This window comes from Janthinobacterium sp. HH102 (assembly GCF_001758625.2).
Classification (GTDB): Bacteria; Pseudomonadota; Gammaproteobacteria; order Burkholderiales; family Burkholderiaceae_D; genus Janthinobacterium.
In genome coordinates, this window is the sequence record NZ_CP062062.1 from 3,294,759 (window position 1) to 3,313,614 (window position 18,856).

16 protein-coding genes are annotated in these 18,856 nt (G+C 64.9%); 9 read left to right on the forward strand and 7 right to left on the reverse strand.

Features of this window, described 5'->3' with window-relative positions:
* The first annotated feature begins 216 nt into the window (after nt 1-216).
* The 4 genes from JAB4_RS14920 to JAB4_RS14935 all read left to right on the forward strand — a co-directional run bounded on the left by JAB4_RS14920 (nt 217) and on the right by JAB4_RS14935 (nt 5,564).
* Nucleotides 217-2,352: a TonB-dependent siderophore receptor gene (locus tag JAB4_RS14920; RefSeq protein ID WP_070223592.1), complete on the forward strand. Its 2,136-nt coding sequence runs from the start codon at nt 217-219 to the stop codon at nt 2,350-2,352.
* A 180-nt stretch (nt 2,353-2,532) separates the two neighbouring features.
* Nucleotides 2,533-2,931, forward strand: a complete 399-nt coding sequence (locus JAB4_RS14925; RefSeq protein ID WP_070223590.1) for a DUF2946 domain-containing protein — start codon at nt 2,533-2,535, stop codon at nt 2,929-2,931.
* A gap of 98 nt (nt 2,932-3,029) precedes the next feature.
* Complete coding sequence (locus JAB4_RS14930; RefSeq protein WP_070223588.1) at nt 3,030-5,117, forward strand: TonB-dependent receptor; 2,088 nt, start codon at nt 3,030-3,032, stop codon at nt 5,115-5,117.
* Between the two features lie 225 nt (nt 5,118-5,342).
* Nucleotides 5,343-5,564: a hypothetical protein gene (locus JAB4_RS14935; protein ID WP_139142896.1), complete on the forward strand. Its 222-nt coding sequence runs from the start codon at nt 5,343-5,345 to the stop codon at nt 5,562-5,564.
* A 43-nt stretch (nt 5,565-5,607) separates the two neighbouring features.
* On the opposite strand, the gene JAB4_RS14940 is transcribed toward JAB4_RS14935, so the two are convergent.
* Nucleotides 5,608-5,796: a hypothetical protein gene (locus tag JAB4_RS14940; protein WP_139142897.1), complete on the reverse strand. Its 189-nt coding sequence runs from the start codon at nt 5,794-5,796 to the stop codon at nt 5,608-5,610.
* 288 nt (nt 5,797-6,084) lie between these two features.
* On the opposite strand from JAB4_RS14940, the gene JAB4_RS14945 reads away from it, so the two are divergent.
* The 3 genes from JAB4_RS14945 to JAB4_RS14955 are packed head-to-tail and all read left to right on the forward strand — an operon-like array spanning nt 6,085 to nt 9,187.
* Nucleotides 6,085-7,404 carry a D-serine ammonia-lyase gene (locus tag JAB4_RS14945; RefSeq protein WP_070223583.1) on the forward strand — a complete coding sequence of 440 codons (1,320 nt, stop codon included), beginning with the start codon at nt 6,085-6,087 and terminating at the stop codon, nt 7,402-7,404.
* Nucleotides 7,404-8,324, forward strand: coding sequence for a DNA-binding transcriptional regulator DsdC (dsdC, locus tag JAB4_RS14950; protein ID WP_070223581.1), 921 nt, complete (start codon nt 7,404-7,406; stop codon nt 8,322-8,324). The genes JAB4_RS14945 and dsdC overlap by 1 nt, the downstream gene beginning before the upstream one ends.
* A gap of 41 nt (nt 8,325-8,365) precedes the next feature.
* A complete protein-coding gene (locus JAB4_RS14955) occupies nt 8,366-9,187 on the forward strand; it encodes a ferritin-like domain-containing protein (RefSeq protein WP_070223682.1) in 822 nt (273 codons plus the stop codon).
* A 6-nt stretch (nt 9,188-9,193) separates the two neighbouring features.
* Here JAB4_RS14955 and JAB4_RS30660 read toward each other — a convergent pair whose 3' ends face one another.
* The gene (locus JAB4_RS30660; RefSeq protein WP_070308427.1) at nt 9,194-12,568 is read right to left on the reverse strand and encodes a hypothetical protein; all 3,375 of its coding nucleotides are present in this window, start codon (nt 12,566-12,568) and stop codon (nt 9,194-9,196) included.
* A gap of 264 nt (nt 12,569-12,832) precedes the next feature.
* Here JAB4_RS30660 and JAB4_RS14965 point away from each other — a divergent pair, with 264 nt between their 5' ends.
* Nucleotides 12,833-13,063 carry a hypothetical protein gene (locus JAB4_RS14965; RefSeq protein ID WP_139143618.1) on the forward strand — a complete coding sequence of 77 codons (231 nt, stop codon included), beginning with the start codon at nt 12,833-12,835 and terminating at the stop codon, nt 13,061-13,063.
* Here JAB4_RS14965 and JAB4_RS14970 read toward each other — a convergent pair.
* On the reverse strand, nt 13,017-14,132 hold the full coding sequence (locus tag JAB4_RS14970) for a DNA topoisomerase IB (protein WP_071650148.1): 1,116 nt from the start codon (nt 14,130-14,132) through the stop codon (nt 13,017-13,019). The two genes, JAB4_RS14965 and JAB4_RS14970, sit on opposite strands and share 47 nt — an antisense overlap.
* 92 nt (nt 14,133-14,224) lie before the next feature.
* Between JAB4_RS14970 and JAB4_RS14975 the strand changes: the two genes are divergently transcribed.
* The gene (locus JAB4_RS14975) at nt 14,225-14,608 is read left to right on the forward strand and encodes a DUF1232 domain-containing protein (protein WP_046685558.1); all 384 of its coding nucleotides are present in this window, start codon (nt 14,225-14,227) and stop codon (nt 14,606-14,608) included.
* Here the strand turns inward: JAB4_RS14975 and JAB4_RS14980 are convergent.
* The 4 genes from JAB4_RS14980 to JAB4_RS14995 all read right to left on the reverse strand — a co-directional run bounded on the left by JAB4_RS14980 (nt 14,605) and on the right by JAB4_RS14995 (nt 18,629).
* Nucleotides 14,605-14,775 carry a hypothetical protein gene (locus tag JAB4_RS14980; protein ID WP_162995635.1) on the reverse strand — a complete coding sequence of 57 codons (171 nt, stop codon included), beginning with the start codon at nt 14,773-14,775 and terminating at the stop codon, nt 14,605-14,607. The two genes, JAB4_RS14975 and JAB4_RS14980, sit on opposite strands and share 4 nt — an antisense overlap.
* Nucleotides 14,776-14,866: 91 nt before the next feature.
* Nucleotides 14,867-16,048, reverse strand: a complete 1,182-nt coding sequence (locus JAB4_RS14985; RefSeq protein ID WP_070218620.1) for a serine hydrolase domain-containing protein — start codon at nt 16,046-16,048, stop codon at nt 14,867-14,869.
* Nucleotides 16,049-16,168: 120 nt separating this feature from the next.
* On the reverse strand, nt 16,169-17,464 hold the full coding sequence (locus tag JAB4_RS14990) for a cation:proton antiporter (protein ID WP_070218621.1): 1,296 nt from the start codon (nt 17,462-17,464) through the stop codon (nt 16,169-16,171).
* 49 nt (nt 17,465-17,513) lie between these two features.
* Nucleotides 17,514-18,629, reverse strand: coding sequence for a mechanosensitive ion channel domain-containing protein (locus tag JAB4_RS14995; protein ID WP_070218622.1), 1,116 nt, complete (start codon nt 18,627-18,629; stop codon nt 17,514-17,516).
* Nucleotides 18,630-18,856: the final 227 nt, after the last annotated feature.

Sequence of the window (18,856 nt, forward strand, 5' to 3'; positions counted from 1 at the left end):
ACATCCTGCACGCCGTGACTGTCAGTATGCCTCTTTGCGGCCTCGTCTGCAAAATCCAAACGTGTTCAAGTGATAACAGGCGCCAGGGTGGCCTTGTTTCTCCTGTAAAACTCACACAAACCCACTCTTACTTGATAATGATTCTCATTATCGGTATCATGCGCGCTAACCGTAAGTTTCCATCCGTACATATTTTCTCATTGAAAGCCCGATGTCATGTCTGTCGTCTCTCCCCGCACCCGCTTACTTCCAGTCGCCGCGGCCCTGTCGCTGGCCTTCGCTTCCCATGCGGCCCATGCCGCCAGCGGCCAGGACGATCTGACGGCTGGCGATGAGAAAGTCATGCAAGCCGTGCAAGTGACGGGCGCCCGCGCGCAAGGCCTGGTGCCCGTCACGACGGAGGCGGGCAGCTTTCGCGGCGCCAACATCATGGACGTGCCGTCGACCGTCAACGTGATCACGCGCGAATTGCTGGAGCAGCAAGCCGTGTCCGGCCTGTACGATGCTGTGCGCAATACGGCGGGCGTGACGCGCCAGCAAAATGGCGGCGAAACGTGGGATCAGCTGGTGATACGCGGCATCGCCGTGGAAAACCGCACGAATTACCGCCTCAACGGTTCCATGCCCATCATGAATTTCTCGCAAGTGCCCATGGAAAACAAGGAACGGGTGGAAGTGCTGAAGGGCGCCTCGGCCCTGTACTACGGTTTTACGTCGCCGGCCGGCGTCGTCAACTTCGTCACCAAGCGGGCGGGCAGCAAGCCCGTCACCAGCATGGGCTTGAGCCTCGATGACCGGGGCAGTGCCGTGGCGAATGTCGACGTGGGCCGCCGTTTCGGCGCGCAGCAGGAATTCGGCGTGCGCATCAACGCGGCCGGCGGCACCCTGGGTTCCTACCTCGATCATGTCGGCAATGGCAACCGCAGCTTTCTCTCCACGGCGCTGGACTGGCGGGTGACAAATAAACTGCTGTTGAAATCCGACCTGGAATACGACCGCCGCAAGGTGACGGAGCAGGCGGGCGTGGCCTTGCCCACCGCCGTGAAAGGCGTGATCAACCTGCCGCGCGCCGTCGATCCGCGCAACTTGATCGGCCCCGACTGGTCGAATTTCGAGGCGCAGACGAAAAACGCGCAATTGCGCGCCGACTACGCCATCACGGATGGCTGGGCCTTGACGGTGGAGGCGGGCCACTCGGAAACGGCGCGCGACCGCCGCCTGGCCATCTTCCGCCTGAATAACGCGGCGGCGCTGGCCACGGGCGCGGGCCGCATCACGGGCAATATCCAGCACAGCGTGACGGCGTCGGACTTGCTGCGCGCGGAACTGGCCGGCAACTTTAATACGGGTTTGATTGCCCATGAACTGACCCTGGGCGCCTCGCGCACGGACAAGTCGCAAGATCCTATCTACCAGAGCAACTACACGATCGCGTCGCAAAACCTGTACAGCCCCGTACCCGTGACGAATGTCGTGTTCGGTCCCAAGCCGACGGCGCCGACGACGGCTGCGCTCGAGACGCGCGACACGGGCTTGTACGCGCTCGACCGCATGGTCTTCAGCCCGCAGTGGCAAAGCGTCATCGGCGTGCGCCGCAGCAGTTATCAGAGCGACCAGGGCGCCAGCCACTACGACGTCAGCAAGACGACGCCGATGGCCTCATTGATCTACAAGGCCACGCCCGAACTGTCGTTTTACGCGTCCACGGCGCGGGGCCTGGAAGAGGGCGAGACGGGCCCGACGGGCACCGTGAACCAGGGCGTCAAGATGGCGCCCGGCGTGAGCAAGCAGAAGGAGCTCGGTGCGCGCTGGCTGACGCCGGGCGGCACCTTGCTGTCCGCCGCGCTGTTCGACATCACGCGCCCCGGCTATTACACGAATAGCAGCAACGTCTTCACGTCGGACGGCGAACAGCGCTACCGTGGCCTGGAACTCTCGACGCAAGGCAAACTGACGCGCCAGCTGTCGTGGCAAACGTCGGCCCAGTTCCTCGACCCAAGCTTTGCGCACATCAACGCCGATTACAACGGCAAGGCGCCGGAAAACGCGTCGAAACGCACGGCCAGCGCCTTCCTCGCTTACGCGTTTGACGCCGTGCCCGGCTTGTCCGTCAACGGCGGCGCGTATTACTACAGCGCCCGTCCCGTCAACGACCTGAACCAGGCCTTCCTCGGCGGCGTGAGCCTGTTCAGCGCGGGTGCCCGCTATGCGAGCACGGTCATGAACAAGGCCGTCGTGTGGCAGCTGAACGTGGAAAACACGGCCGACAAGCGCTACTGGGCCGGCGCGGGCACGCGGCTGGCGTCGGGCGCCCCGCGCGCCATCAAGCTGTCGATGAAGGTGGATTTGTAAGAACGCCTATCAAAACCTACTGCGCGTCGTGATCTGCGGCCTGCGATGCTCACTGTGCTCAAGCACAGTTCCGCTTCTCAGCCACAGCTCCCTTCCGCTCGCTACGGTTTTGTTAGGCGTTGTAAGCAAGGTTTGACTTGCACCCTGTGCGCAGGGGCCTTGCCCTGATACAATGTTGCCATGTTCATCAGCAAAGGCAAGGCCGGCATCGTCCTGTGGATCGCGTGTATCGCCATCTTCCTGGCCACGCTCGCCCCTACGGTGTCGCGCGCGCTGACGGTCGCCAGCGGCCTGGCCGTGCCCAGCCTGGAAATCTGCTCGGTGGCGGGCGGCATGCAAGCCGTGCCCGCCCGCTACGATGCGCAAGAGCCTTCCGCGCCTGAGAAATCGGGCATGCGCATGGGCGATTGCCCCTGCTGCAGCATGCATGCGGACACCTTGTCGATACCGCCCACCACCCTCGTGCTCGCTTCCGGCGAGCTCCTCACGGGCTTGCTGCCCGAGCTGTTCTACCAGTCCGCCACGCCATTGTTCGCCTGGACGCCCGTCCAGCCCCGTGGGCCTCCCGCCGCTTTCTGATCTGTCCCTTTCCCTGAACTGCCTTGCGCCGCGCGGCCATGTGCTGTGTTGCGCTTGCGCCTGTTCATCTTACCTATACAGCATCTGAAAGCAGCACCATGAAACATTTACCGTTCTTGATTTCCCTCGCCATCGCCATGCCCGCCGTGGCGCAAACCCACAATGAAGCAGGCACCACCGTTTTGCCGGAAATGAAAGTCATCGTCACGGCCATAGGCGACGGCTACCGTCCTGCCGCCGACTCGGCGCTCATGCTCTCCAGCACGCCCGGCTACAGCGTGGCGGCCGGCGGCGGCGTGTCCGGCTTGCCAGTGGTTAATGGCTTTGCCGATGACCGCCTCAAGATTCGCATCGACGGCATGGAACTGACGTCCGCCTGCGCCAATCATATGAATGCGCCGTTGTCGTACATTGATCCGCAACAAGTGCAGCGCATCCGCCTGATCGCGGGTGTGACCCCCGTCAGCGCGGGCGGCGACAGCATCGGCGGCACCATCGAGGTGCAATCGAACGCGCCCGTTTTCGCCCGGCCGGGCGCGGGCCTGCTCACGCAAGGCAGCTTTGCCGTGTCCGGGCGCAGCGTCAACAACAGCGTGGCGACCAGCGTGCACGCCACGGCCGCCAGCGACGTGCTCAGCATCGGCTACAGCGGCGCTTACACGCGCGGCCACAGCTATGAAGACGGCCACGGCAATACCGTGCTGGGCAGCATGTTTGAAAGCATCAACCAGGCCATCGTGCTGGCGGCGAAGGGCGATGGTCAGCAGCTGACCTTGCGCGCCGGCGTGCAGCACATCCCGTACCAGGGTTTCCCGAACCAGTACATGGACATGACAGACAACCATGGCCAGTTCGCCAACCTCGCTTACCAGGGCACATTTGCCTGGGGCGTGCTGGACGCACGCGCCTACTGGCAGCAGACGGACCACGAAATGGGCTTTTTCACGCCCGAGCGCAAGGGTTCGATGCCGATGATTACGCATGGCCGCAACACCGGTTATGCGCTGATGGCCAGTCTGCCGACAGGGGCTGGCGAGTTGCGCCTGGGTCAGGAGTGGCACGGTTTCCGCCTCGACGATTACTGGCCGGCCGTGCCCGGTTCCATGATGATGGGGCCGCGCACCTACCTGAACATCAATGACGGCAAGCGCGACCGCACCGTGCTGTTCGGCGAACTGGAAACGCGCCACGCTGCGCGCTGGACGAGCGTGCTGGGCGTGCGTGGCGAATCCGTGCGCATGGATGCGGGCGACGTGCAATCGTACGGCACCAACATGATGAACATGCCCGACGTGATGGCTGCCAAGGCCTTCAATGCGCGCAGCCGCAGCCAGCGCGACACGAATATCGATGCCTCCGCGCAAGCGACGTTCACGCCGGACCTTGCCAGCAGCTATGCATTCGCGCTGGCGCGCAAGGTGCGCTCGCCCAACCTGTACGAGCGCTACTCGTGGGGCCGCGGCTCGATGGCCATGACCATGACCAACTGGTTTGGCGACGGCAACGGCTATGTGGGCGATATCGACCTGAAACCCGAGACGGCGTACACGGCCGCGTTCACGGCCGACTGGCATGGCGGCGGCGAGGAGGGCTGGTTCCTGCGCGTCAATCCCTATTACAGCAAGGTCGACAATTACATCGACGTCGACGTGCTGGCGTCTTTCCACCCGTACATGAAAATGGGCGCGAACGGTAACTTGCTGCGCTTTGCCAACCACGACGCCAAATTGTACGGCGCGAATCTGGCCTGGCAGCTGCCGCTGGCCAGCAGCGCCCGCTGGGGCCGCTTCATGGCGACGGGCAATGCGGCTTACACGCGGGGAAAGCGCAGCGATGCCGGCGACCTGTACCGCATGATGCCGTTCAACGCCTTGCTGGCCGTCGAGCACAAGCTGGGCGCCTGGAGCAACCGCATCGAAACGAAGATCGTGGCCCGCAAGGACAAGGTCGACGTGCGCCGCTTCGAGCCGGAGACGGGCGGCTATGCGCTCGTCAACCTGCGCAGCAGCGTGGCGCTGAACAAGATGGCCAGCCTGAGCGCCGGTGTCAGCAACCTGTTCAACCGCGCGTATGCGGACCCGCTCGGTGGCGTGTACCTGTCGGGACTGAAGGCGAACGGCGGGGCGCTGCAAGCCTTGCCGGCCGAGGGCCGGTCGATTGATATGGGGCTGCAGCTGAAGTTCTAAGCCTGCTATCAGTGTGCGCCTTCCTGCCACCGATGCGGCAGGAAGGCGCACGCTGGCATCGCCGCATCGGTGAGCGCCATGTGGGCGTGACAATGTGCGCATGTTTCTCGACGGTAATTTGTTATGCTCTCTGGCGCCTGCTTCTGGCGTTGGCGCACATCGGTGCGATAGCGGAGGCTGAAGGCTTTATCTGCTCAAATGAAGCTGACTGAATAAAAGGTGTCCATGATCGCATTTAAAGATTTTCGTTCGACCACTGCGGGCAGTCCGCTTTCCGATGGCATGGACCGGTCGCTGGTATTGGCCAATGAATGGCTGTTAAAAACCGGCGTTCGTCCGGTCAACATCGAAACCATCACGGAAACGCGAGGCTGGACGGCGTTAGCCAAGGTTGAGCGAGGGATACGGGTTTGGTATGAAGTGGCGCCTCCTCCCTTGAAGTCCTGAGCTGTTCAGGCAGACCATTCCCCGCTCACCGGCCGCAGAGCCATCAACTTCCGCCTCCGCTCTTTTTTCGCCGTGAGCCCGTCAGCACGCGCAGCGCGGTGGCGATCGGCACCTTGTTCTTGGCCAGGTAGGCGGCGGCCGTGGCGGTATCGAGCATTTCCTGGAAAATAATGCCGACCTCGACCTTTTGGGCCGTCAAATCGTCCTGCCTTGCGCAGTCGAGGATATCCATATTCGTAGCAGTAACTTTGTCATTCTTGGAGCGCATTTTTGCCTCGGTAGAAAAGAGAAAAAATGTCTCCTTTATTTGCCTTTAAGATAACTTATTTTTGTGACTTTGTGGAAATTTTTCTTTAATCGATAGTGCCTTCAAGAATTAAATTTAGCTATGGGCCAAGGTTAGTGCCTGGGGATGAATGCGTGATAGATGACATTCCCTCATGCATTGCCTGATCAACCATCGTTTGCCAGCGGCGCCCGGATGCGCTCTAATCATGGCTTGTTCCTACACGAGGTTGCCATGCTGCCCACTCCCGCCATCGCCGCGCTGCGCGAAAAATTTCCCCTGATTGCAGAACTGATGGCCTTGCAGCCCTTGAGCTGGTTCAATCCCCGCATCGCCCCGGCGGCCGAGGGTTTGAAGGATGTGGGCTTGACGGCGGACGACGTGGCCGATGCCAGCGCGCGCCTGGCGCGCTTCGCGCCGTACCTGGCCAAGGCGTTTCCGGAAACGCAGGCCAGCGGCGGCGTCATCGAGTCGCCCGTCGTGCCGCTGCCCGCCATGCAGGCGGCCTTAGACATGACGAGCGGTCAGCTGTGGCTCAAGCAGGACAGTCATTTGCCCATTTCCGGCTCGATCAAGGCGCGCGGCGGCATCTATGAAGTGTTGAAACATGCGGAAATGCTGGCGCTGGACGCGGGCTTGCTGAAGGAGGGCGATGACTACAGCGTGCTGGCCAGCGACGCCGTGCGCGCCTTCTTTGGCCAGTATGCGATCGCCGTCGGCTCCACGGGCAACCTGGGTTTGTCGATCGGCATCATGAGCGCGCGTCTGGGCTTTCGCGCCACCGTGCACATGTCGGCCGATGCGCGGCAATGGAAGAAGGATAAATTGCGCAGCCACGGCGTCACCGTCGTCGAGTACGCGACCGACTACAGCGTGGCCGTGGAAGCGGGGCGCAAGCAGGCGGAGGGCGACCCCACCTGCCACTTCGTCGACGATGAAAATTCGCACGATCTGTTCCTCGGCTATGCGGTGGCGGGCCAGCGCCTGCAAGCCCAGTTCCAAGCGGCCGGCGTCGCGGTCGATGCGCATCACCCGCTGTTCGTCTACCTGCCGTGCGGCGTGGGCGGCGGTCCCGGCGGCGTGGCCTTCGGCTTGAAGCTGGCCTTTGGCGATTTTGTTCACTGCGTCTTCGTCGAGCCGACCCACTCGCCGTGCATGCTGCTGGGCGTGCACACGGGCTTGCACGAGGGAATTAGTGTGCAGGAGATCGGCATCGACAACCTGACGGCCGCCGATGGACTGGCCGTGGGACGCCCGTCCGGCTTCGTCGGGCGCGCCATGCAGCGGCTGATCGACGGCTACGCCACCGTCACCGATGAAGAACTGTACCGCTTGCTGGCGACGCTTGAGCAAACGCAAGGCTTGCGCCTGGAACCGTCCGCCGTGGCCGGTTTCGCGGGCATCCCTGCCGTGCTGGCCGCGCCGCAATACCAGGCGCAGCTGGAAACGGCCACCCACCTCGTGTGGGGTACGGGCGGCAGCATGGTGCCCGAGCAGGAAATGGCTGCCTACGTGGCGCGCGGCCGCGCCTTGCTGGCGGCCGGAGCCGCCTGATGCCGCCCGGCATGCCGCGCATGTCCACGCTGACGGCCAGCCAGTTCGCCAACCTGCACACGTTTCTCGTGGCGGCGCGCCATGCCAGCTTCGCGCTGGCCGCGCAGGAACTGGCGCTCACGCCCAGTGCCGTCAGCCACCGCATCGCGCGGCTGGAAAGCAGCCTGGGCTTGCGGCTGTTCCAGCGCCTGACGCGGCAGGTCAAACTGACGGCCGACGGCGAGCGCATCTTTGCCGCCCTGCAAATCGGCTGGGACGGCTTGCAGGCGGCGCTGGCCGGCGGCAATGCGCTGGCGGGCAGCATCACCGTGCATGCGCGCCCGTCCATCGCCCAGTGCTGGCTGGTGCCGCGCCTGGCAGGCTTCGCTGCACAGTATCCGGACGTGTCGGTCGACTTGCGCGTGGGCAATGAAAGCGTGGACTTTCGCGCCGGCCAGGTCGACCTGGCCTTGCACTATGGCGACGGCCACTTTCCCGGCCTGGCATCGCGCAAGCTGATGGAGGAATGGCTGGCGCCCGTGTGCAGCCCGCACTATGCGCGCGAACACGGCTTGTTTGACGCGCCGCATCAGCTGTCCAGCGCGACGCTGCTGCACGACACCCTGGCGTGGGCCGCCTGCGCGCCCGACGCCGAGTGGCGGTTGTGGCTGGACGGGCAGGCGCCGGAGGTGACCTTGCCGGCGCGCAGCCTGCGCTTCGACCGCGCCGACCTGTGCGCGCAGGCGGCCATCCACCATGCGGGCGTGGCCATGGGCCGGCGCCAGCTGGTGCAGCCGTGGCTGGCCAGCGGCCAGCTGGTCTTGCCGTTCGGCCCTTTCAACTTGCCCAGCCCGCAGGCGTATTACCTCGTGCATGCCGCTCGGCCGCTGCCGGCGAGGGTGCAGGCCTTGTTCGATTGGCTGCTGGGGCAGGCAATTTGATACACTGCGCCCCTCATTGAACCGCGCACGAAAGAATGCCCATGCAGCCAACCCCATCGATTTCGACCGCGCCGGCGCAATTGCGCGAGTTACGCACCGCTGCGCTGGCCTGCCTGCTGGAACCGGACCCGGCAACCAAGGTGGCGATGGTGGCGGCCATGGCCGAGGCGCCGCTGGCACTCGATGCGCAGGCGGACTTGGCGCCCACGGGCGCCGTGCCGGGCCGGCCCGAGCGTCCGGAACTGGTGCCGCCGCGCCTGGTGGGGCGGCGTTCGATGATCACGCCGGAAGGGCGCGCCATGCTGGTGCACGCGCTCGCGCATATCGAATTCAACGCGATGAATTTGGCGCTCGATGCCCTGTGGCGCTTCCCGGACCTGCCGGCTGAATACTATACGGACTGGCTGCGCGTGGCGAAGGAGGAAGCGACGCACTTTGCCATGCTGCAGGCGCACCTGCAGGTCTTGGGCCACACGTATGGCGACTTTCCCGGCCACGACAGCCTGTGGGAAATGGTCGACAAGACGCGCGGCGACGTGCTGGCGCGCATGGCGCTGGTGCCGCGCACCTTGGAAGCGCGCGGGCTCGATGCGATTCCGCCGCTGCGCGCCAAGCTGGCGCAGGCGGGAGATCTGGCCGCCGCCGCCATCCTCGACATCATCCTGCGCGACGAGGTGGGGCACGTCGAGATCGGCAACCGCTGGTACGGCTATCTGTGCGGGCAGCGCGGCCTGGAGCTGCGCGCGACGTATGCGGAACTGGCGCTGCGCTATGAAGCGCCCACCCTGCGCGGCCCGTTCAACCTGGAAGCGCGGCGGCGGGCGGGGTTTTCGGAGCTGGAATTGTCCGATCTGCCCGCCTGACCTTGCCTACGGATGGGCCGTGAGGCTGATGTGCCAGTGGCTCAGGTGTCCCGTCTCGATGTGCACTTTTGCCGGCTTGGTCCAGGCGCCCGCGCCGGGGATCTTGTCGGCCGGCGCGGCGGAAAAGCGCCCGTCGACGAGGGCCAGCTTGATGAAGCTGGGGCCGATGTAGATGATGCGCGTGCTGGCCGGCGCCGCTTCCTGGGCCAGCATGGCCCGGTTCGCCGCGATCCACGCCTGCAGCGCCGCCAGTTTCGGCTTTTGCGCGGGGTTGGCCACCACTTCCGCTTTTGCGTCGTTGATCAGCTGGTGAATGGCGGCGCCGTCGTTCTGGCCGCCCAGCGCGTCCGTATAGCCGCCGGCGCCGTCCGCGTAGCGCAGGTCGATCTGCTGGCCGTCGCTGTGGCCGCTGTGGCCGAGGATGGACCGGCCCGTTGCCGTCTGCGTCACGTGCTGGCCGCTGATGTCGTCGAAACGGTAAGCCTTGCCCGCCAGCCAGGCGATGGCCAGGCGCGTGGCCCACGAATCGCCGCCAGGATCGCGCGTGCCGTAGCGCCGCGCCGCCAGCGCCGCCTCGTCGTTGGCCAGGTACAGGGGGATATAGGCCGTGTCGCCCTTGAACGCCACTTGTCCCCCTTCGGCCGGGTCGGAGCTGGCATCGGTATTGTCGATGCGGCCCTTCAGGCGCACCGTGACGACGGCCTTCTTGTCGAGCTTGGCGCCGGCAAAGGCGGGCAGCACCAGGCTGGGAAATTTCACGGTGCCGGCAGTCTTGGTATTGGTCTGGGACAATAAATTCTGCGTGCTGAAGGCGGGATCGCCGCCGCCGGACGCAATGCCGATATTGACTTCCGTAATCGTCGCCGCCGCCGGCGTGTAGTGCAATTCCAGCGGCAAGGTGTGCGTGGCCGTGGCACTTCCTTGCGACACGGACACATACGGTCCCGCCAGATTGCCCGTCAACTTGATCGGTTGCAACACGGGGTGGGCGTCCTTGTTGGGCGAAAGGAATTTTGCCAGCGTCACCTTCAAGCCCTTGCACGCGAGGCTCAGTTCCACCGTCGTCACGGTGGCCAGAGCGCTGTCGCCGATATTCGTGGCGCTGACATTGCCGCCCAGGGTCAATGCCCCATCCTTGGTTTGCTTGCTGACATCGACGCACTCGGTCCTGACGATGGTGCCCTGCGTAAAGTGGCTCTGGTTGACGGCGCCTGCGGCGGCCAGGTTGACCCCGGGCAGCCCCGTCACGGAATAGGACCAGGTATCGTTGTACTGGCTTTGCGCCGTCGTGTAGACGGGATACTCGGCCGTGCTGACGGTGATTTTCACGCCCACGTTTTTCGTGTCCTTGGGCACCGTGAAGGCGATGGGCGAGCTGATGGTCTGGTTTTGCGCGGCCGCCGTGGCCGTGAAGGTCTTGCTGTCCGCGTCATCCTGCGGCGTGACGTCGCCCGCGGCGCGATGGCTGGCGGGCACCTCGCGCGCGGGCGGCGCGGCGCCATCCTGCGTGACGCTGCCGGCGGTATAGGTCTTCGCCTCGGCGCGCAAGGCCGGGCTCGCCGCATACGGGTAGACGATGTCGACATTGACGTTGCTGCTGCTGTTGAAGACGACGGCGCTGACGCTGACCACGTTTGGATGGACGAGGTCGTTCAAGGTCAGCTGATAGGTGTCGGGCAGCACGCCATTGAAGTGGAAGGCGCCCGTGGCGTCGACCACGGCTACCTGGCGCTGGCGGTTGTTGTAGCCGGCCAATAAAATTTTCTTGCCGGCCAGTCCCGTGGCATTGCCGCCTGCGGGCGTGAGCAGCTGTCCTTGCAGCACGATGCCGGACTTGATGACGATCAAGGCATAGCTGGCCGTGAACTCGCCATCCTGCGAGACGAAATTGAGATTCAGGTCGTAGCTGCCGTTGGGCAAGGATGCCAGCAGTTGCTGCATGGCCGTGGCACCGATGCTGAAGGTGCCGCTGGCCGTATCGAACGTCCAGTAGCTCTTGAGGCTGATGGCCGCGCCGTCCGGCATCGACAGCAGGCCGTCGCTGTCGTCCTGCAGGGCCAGCGGCGGCGCGCCCACGAGGCGGAACGCCATGCCGCCCGGCTGCAGGCGGTTGTTCGGCCCCAGCCCAGTGATGGCCAGCACGGGTGCCGCGGCGGGCACGCTGCCGTCGTCGTTCGGCTCCACATAGGTTTCCACGGCCGTCGGCAGTTCGGTCTGGATCAGCAGATCCAGGATGGTGACCTTGCCGCCCTTGCTGAGGGAAAATTGCGCATGCTGGTCGACGCCCGTGTCGCCCGGCGTGGAAAAGCGCAGGCTGCCTTCCTGCAGCAGCACGTCCGTGACGGCGCCGCTGGCCTTGACGCTGTCGGCTCCATCGGGAAAGCCCAGCCCGGACAGCGGCAGCACGACCACTTGCGCGGGCCGCACGGGGTCGAGCGCGATGCCGGTGCTGGCGCTGAAAGTCCAGGTCAGGCCGGCGCTCTGGAAGGCGATGCTGCGCTCGATGCGCAGGGTGATGGTGTCAGCGGGCGTGACGGTGGCGCCCGCGCCGATGCTGCCGGCCTGCACGTCGCCATCGATGATGGTGCTGCCTTCTGGCACGCTGGTCAGCACGGCTTGCACATTGCTGGCCGCCTCGCTGCCATTGTTGCGGATGTGCACGCGGTAAGTGTAGTCCCAGACCGTGCGGCTGACGCGCTGTTCAGCCACTTTATCGAGCATCGTCACTTCAAAGTCGCCGGCGGCCTGGACTGTGGCTGCCGCTGCCGCCAGCATGACCTTCGGCGCGGGCGACTGCGTGGGATCGTTGGGGCCGCCGCAGGCGCACAGGCCGAGCGCCAGGCCTGTGGCCAGCGCGGCGCCGGCCAGCTGCCGGCGCCGCAGGCACGCCAAGCCCAGCACGCCGGCCAGCAGCAGCCATGGTGTCGAGGGCAGGGGCACGGCGGCCGGCTGCGTGATGCCCGTGTCGAGTTCGATGAAGGAGACGGGGTCGAGGATGCTAAACGGCTGGGCGCCAGGGCTGCCCGCGCCAAGGTAATCGAAGGTGACGGAAAAGCCCGTGGCCGTGGCGCCGGGGACGATGCCGCCGGCCAGCGCCAGCGCGTCGAGGTAGCCGCTGGCGGGAATGGCGGGATCGGGCTGTACCAGCAGCACGTCCCAGCCCGGCGCCGTTGCGACGCCGTGCAGGTTGGCGTACTGGCCCACGCTGAAGAACAAGGTGAATTCCTCGATGGGCACGGCCAGGGTGGTATTGCTGACCGTGTAGTCGTAGCGCCACTGCGTGCCGCCCAGCGACGTCGCCGTGTAGCCGATGCTGGTGGCGTGCGCGGCCGACATTACGCATAGCAGCAGCGCCAGCAGCACTTGTTTGATAAAGCTCATGATCGTTCCCCCGTTGACTGGCGCCAAGCGTGCCCAGGCGAGAGGTCAAGCAGGAAACGTTCCTGTCTGGATTATGCTGCAAAAACAAGGGGTTGGCTGGGACGGGCCGGAGTAGGTGTCAAATCTGCCGACACCGGCCCTTATGGATGAGTCTGTCAGCGCTGTCCTACCCATCTTGTCGAAACCGTCTGATTGTATGCCTTGTGGAAACACGCGATGATCGTGTCCATGCTGCAACAGCCAACCAGTCCGACGGAGTATGCGATGCAAAAGCCAGACCAGTCCCTTCACGTGAACAAGCCATTCCTGCTGATCTGCCTGTTCACCTTTTCGACCCTGGCGGCCACTTTGATGAATGCGGGCGAGGCGCAGAACGGCGATGCCGCGCCGGCCCCCGTGGCGCGCGAAGCGGGGCATGGCACCTTGCCCGTGTGCCGCAGCGATGCCCTCACGCTGTCGGCCCAGTGCCAGCGCCAGCCCGCGCGCCAGGCTTGACCGCCGCCTTGCTGGCGGCCTGCGCTTGCAAGCGCTGCTGCAGCAAAGCCAGCACGGCCGCTTCCTCCGGCGCCAGCGCCGGCAGTTCTTCCCGTAATTGCTCCTGCGCCCGCGCGCGCATGCCTTCCAATAAACTGCCCTCCAGATACGATTCCAGCACGGCCGGGTGCACATAGCACTTGCGGCAGATCGTCGGCGTATTGCCCAGTTTTTTCGCCACGGACTCGATCGCCTGCACGATGTTTTTCTTGGCTTGCGCATCGGAATCGACCTGCTCGAACGCCTGCAGGGCCAGCGCGGCCAGCAGGGTGCCGGACCAGGTGCGGAAATCCTTGGCCGTGTAGTCTTCGCCCGTCACCTCGCGCAGATAATCGTTGACGTCGCCCGAATCGACGCCGTGGCGAGCGCCAGCGTCATCGATGTATTGAAACAGTTCCTGGCCCGGCAACTCGCGCATGCGCCGCAGCACCGTGGCCAGCTTGCGGTCGCTCAGGCGGATATCGTGGCGCACGCCGCTCTTGCCCTTGAAGTGAAAGGCCACGGCGCTGCCGTCGACCTGCACGTGGCGCGTGCGCAGGGTGGTCAGGCCGAACGATTTGTTCGCGCGCGCATATTCTTCGTTGCCGATGCGCATCATCGTCAGTTCCAGCAGGTGCACGATGGTGGCCAGCACTTTTTCGCGTGGCAAGCCCGGCAGCTGCATGCCGCGCGCGACGGCCGCGTGGATGGCGGGCAGGGCGCGGCCAAAGCTGAGCATGCGTTCATATTTCACTTCGTCGCGCACCTGGCGCCAGCGCGCATGGTAGCGGTACTGCTTGCGGCCACGCGCATCGCGTCCCGTCGCCTGCAAATGGCCATTCGCGTGCGGGCATATCCACACATCCGTCCAGGCGGGCGGAATGGCCAGCGCCTTGATGCGCGTCAAGGCGGCGCTATCGCGCACGATCTGGCCGTCCGCGTCGCGGTAGCGGAACTTGCCGGGCTTGCCCGATCGGGCGATGCCGTTCTGATGGTCGCCCGTGTAGCGCAGGCCGGCGGCGCGGGCCGTGGTGGTGGCAGATATTTCCATGACGATAGCTTACCTTGCAGGCCGCCCACCCGGCGCGCCATTATGCTAAGGTGCGCATTCGTAACGCCGTGCGCGGCAGACAGGAGCAGCAGATGTTTGGCAGAAAAAAGAATCTGGAAGAAGACCACGCCCCCCAGGCCGACAAGCAGTATGAAAAGAAATACACGGATGACAGCTTCTGGGACAAGGTCGTCAAGTTCGCCAAGACGGCGGGGCGCGAAGTCATCGAAAAAGCCCTGTGGCTGTACTACGCGGCCCAGCAGCCGAACACCCCGCTGTGGGCCAAGACGGCCATTTACGGCGCGCTCGGCTATTTCATTTCGCCCATCGATGCGATTCCCGACATCACGCCCGTGGTCGGCTATGCGGATGACCTGGCCGTGCTGGCGGCGGCCGTCGCCACCGTCGCCACCTACATCACGGCCGAGGTCAAGGAACGTGCCGCCGAGAAACTGCGCGGCTGGTTCGGCGCCTAGCCGCCGGCAGCGGGCAGACCCGGCTGGCCTTTGACGGCGTTGCGGTACCTGGCCCTGGCTTCAGCCTTCTTCACCGCCTCGGCGGCGATGTTCTGCGCCTTGATGCGGGCTTTTTCACTCTTGCTGCGCTGCTGCGCCACGTCCTTGTTGCCGATGCGGTTCGTCATGCTGGTCTCCTCGTTGATGGTCAAGTTTGACCAGCACAGCATACGTTCTTGCCCAGGCGCTACCGTGCGCCTGTTCACACAAGCGCCATGCCTACCTCGCTGGCGCGCCGCCGGCCCCGTGCGCGAGCAGGCGCAGCACGACTTCTTTCTGGAATGAACGAAACTCCTTGTCGGCGCTGACGTTCGCGAAGGCCAGCACGGCCGTCTTGCTGGCCCGGTCGACGCAGACGACGGACGCGGCCCCCGGGTCGCCGCCGCTGTGCGTGGCCAGCGCCCGGCCGTCGACGTCGCGCAGCAGCCACACCAGCGCTTGCTGCACGGATGAATCGGCGGGCACGACGGGGGCCGCTTGCGGGGCGAAAAACAGTTGCAGCGTCGCGTCTTGCAGGTAGCGGTGGCCATCGACCCGGCCGCCATTGCTGAAAATGGCCAGGAAACGGGCAAAGTCCTGCGCCGAGCTGCGCAGCAGGCCGGCCGGCCAGTCCGGATAGCCGACGGGCGGCAGCGCTTGCAGGCCCGGCTCCTTGTGCGCGTACGGCTGGGCGACGACGGCGCGCCGCGGCAAGCCGGCCAGGTTCCAGGCCGTGCTGTCCATGCCCAGCGGTTCGAACAGGTGCTCGCGCGCATAGGCGTCGAGGCCATCGGGGTTCAAACGGCCGACCAGATAGCCGAGCAGGGCGATGCCGACATTGCTGTAGCGCCATTCCGTGCCGGGCCGGGCGGCAAACGACACATCCGCGTCATACCAGGCGCCGCCGCGCGACAGATAGCCCTTGACGAAGTCGCGCAGGGGCAAGCGCGGGTCGCCCTGGACGGCAAACGCCGTCGTCTTGTCGTACACGGCGTCGGAAATGCCCGAGGTGTGGCTGAGCAAATGGCGAAAGGTGATGGGCACGTCGGGAAACTTCGGATGCATGAGCGGAAAGTCCAGGTAGGCCGCCACCTTGTCGTCGAGCTGGAAGGCGCCCTGTTCCAGCAGCATCATGACGGCCGTGGCCGTGACGAGTTTGCTGACGGAGGCGACATGGAACACCGTGTTCGCATCGGCCTTCTTGCCGGCCTGGATGTCGGCCCAGCCATAGCCGCGCGCGAAGACGGTTTGTTCGCCGCGCACCACGGCCACGCTCATGCCCGGCGTTTCCGTGCGGGCCAGGCCATCGCGCATGAAGCCGTCAAATTCCGTTTCCCACGCCAGCCTGGCCGGATCGGTGGCGCAGCCCGTTTGCAGCAGGGCCAGTGAGACGCCCAGTCCCAGCATGCTTCGTCGTTTCATTGATTCTCTCTTTTGCCATTTTTAATTATCTTAACAATATTTCCGTCCGCCATAGGGGCAATTGACAAATCATTGCTTTGCAGCAATGACAAAGGGAGCGGCGGGTGCTTGTTTGGCCAGTTATTTGCGCCAGTAGCGTTCCAGCAAAGGCTTGACCGTCAGACCGTGCACGACGATGGAGACGATGACGACGACGAGGGTGATGTCGGCCAGTTCGCGCGCCAGGCCGCGCGGCAAGCCATGCGCGATGGCATAGCTGAGGTAGTACAGCGAGCCGATGCCGCGCACGCCGAACCAGGCGGCCAGCCCCCGCAGCCGCACGCTGGTGCCGGAAGCCAGCAAGCCGAGCATCACGCTGGCCGGACGCGCCATCAGCAACAGGAACAGCGCCACGCTCCACGCCCGCCAGCTCCAGGCGGCGGCCGTGACGGCGCCGCCCAGCAACAGCACCAGGGTCAGTTCGGACAGGCGTTCCAGATGTTCCTTGAAGACGAGGGCTTCGCCGCTGACGGTCAGCGTCACCTCGCTGTCGTGCGGTTTGGCGGCGGACACGGCATGGGTTTCTTCCGCCTGCAGCAAGCCTTGCCGGTCTTTCGGCGCGCCGGCCAGCCGCAGTTCCGTCTGGCGCAAGGCCACGCCGGCAAAGAAGACGGCCAGGAAGCCCCACGCGTGCAGCCAGGTGGAGACGCCGTAGACGAGGGCGATCAGACCCAGGGCCGCCAGGTCATCGAGCACTTCATGCTTCGGCTCCTTGGCGCGCAGCTGCCAGCCCAGCCAGGCCAGCAGCGCGCCGCCGGCCGCGCCCAGGGCGATGGCGCCCGCGCTGGCCCAGAGTAAATCGCGCCACAGCCAGGTGGCGCCATGCGGCCCCAGTTCATGCAAGCCCAGCAAGCCCAGGCCCAGCATGACGAAAGGAAAACCGCTGCCATCGTTCATGCCCGCCTCGCTGGTCAGCATGAAGCGCAATTGCTCGCTGTCGCCCGCATGGCGCAGCTGCACGTCGGTGGCCAGCACAGGGTCGGTGGGTGCGAGGATGGCGCCCAGCAGGATGCCCGCGCCCAATGGCAGGCCCAGCAGCAGGCAGGCAAAGGCCGCCACGAGGGCCACGGAGATGGCCATCGACAGCCACGCCAGGCGCAGCGAGGGCAGCCAGCGTGCCAGGCTGAAGGGCACGGGCATTTTGACGCCGGCGGAAAACAGGGAGATGAGGACGGCGATTTCCGTCAGGGTTTCCAGCAGGGGCGCCTGTTGCACCAGGTCGAACGAGAACAGGCCGAGGAACAGGGGCCCCAGCAGCAGGCCCACGCCCAGGTAAGCCATGGCCGAGGTCAATGGCAGGCGCGCGATGCCGTCGGCGCCCAGGCCACGCGCCAGCATCAGGCAACCGATCAGGATGAACCAGGCGGTGGTGCTCATGCTCCTATTCTAGCGGCGCATGGGCCGGGGCAGCGCGCCGCAGGTTTTGTTATGCCTTGTACAACTGCACCGTATCGTTCTGCGCCTGCATGGCGTGCAGCTCGATCGGGTCGAGCGTGGAGCGCAAGCGGGGCAGGCTGTGCGGATAATTGGTCGTGATAAAGGCCAGCATCTGCTCGCGCACGAGGCAGCGCAATTCAAACGCCGTGCCTGAATCCACCGCGCTGATCAGGAAACGCACGCGCACGGCCCGCTCGTTCGAATCCGTCGCCTGCACGGTGCAGACGCGGCCGTCCCATTGCTTGGCGGATGCGCAGATGCGCGTCAGTTCCGCCCGCAGGGGCTCGATCGGGATGCTGAAATCGAGCCACAGGAACACCGTGCCGAGGATGTCGGAGGAGGTATGCGTCCAGTTCTCGAACGGATTTTCGATGAACCATTGCAGCGGCACGATCAGCCGGCGTTCATCCCACACGCGCACGACCACGTAGGTCCCCTTGATTTCCTCCACCGTGCCCCACTCGCCGTTGACGATCAGCACGTCATCGATGCGGATCGGTTGCGAAAACGCAATTTGCAGCCCTGCAATGAAATTGCCGAGCACTGGCCGGGCGGCAATACCTGCCACCAGGCCTGCCACGCCGGCCGAGGCCAGCAGGCTGGCGCCGATCTGCCTTGCGCCGGGCAAGGTCAGCAGCACGAAGGACACGCCCAGCAGGACGACGATGGCATGCGCGCTGCGCGTGAGCACGCGTGCTTGCGTGATCCGGCGCCGCGCGCGCAGGTTGTCGGCCGCGTCGACGGGATTGATCTGGGAAATCGTGATGCTGAGCGACTCGATGCATTGCATGGCCAGCCAGGTCAGCGCGATGATCAGCGCCACGCTGGCCAGGTGCGACATGGCGACGAGGCCCGGCGTGTCGTCGGGCGCACTGGCCAGCACCATGCGCAGGCCGAAGACGATCAGGCACAGCTGGCTGGCGCGGAATGCCACGCGCGCCACGTTGCTGGCCAGCGCGTGGCCATGGGCCAGTCTTTTCAGCAAGCCGATGCCGGCCCGGTGCACGCCGATGGCGACGAGGGTGACGAGCAGGGCGGAAACGAGCACGGTCAGCGCCGAGCGCAGCGGGCCTCCCATCAGCGAGTGAAACGTGCTGAGATCCATAGGCGAAAACTCCTTATTGATAAGTGAAATGGATGTCGGAAGCGGCTATTTTACGGGCAGATGACGTCGCGGGGGCGTGCGTTGCCGTACGGATAAGACTTCGGTCAAGGCGGATACTGGAAGAAATTGCTGCGCTGCGCCATGCCTCGTTGACGTTTCAATACGGAAAGCAAGCGGGCGTCGCCGCATTGGAAACATAGTCATACTTGCCATGCTTTTTGTTTTTG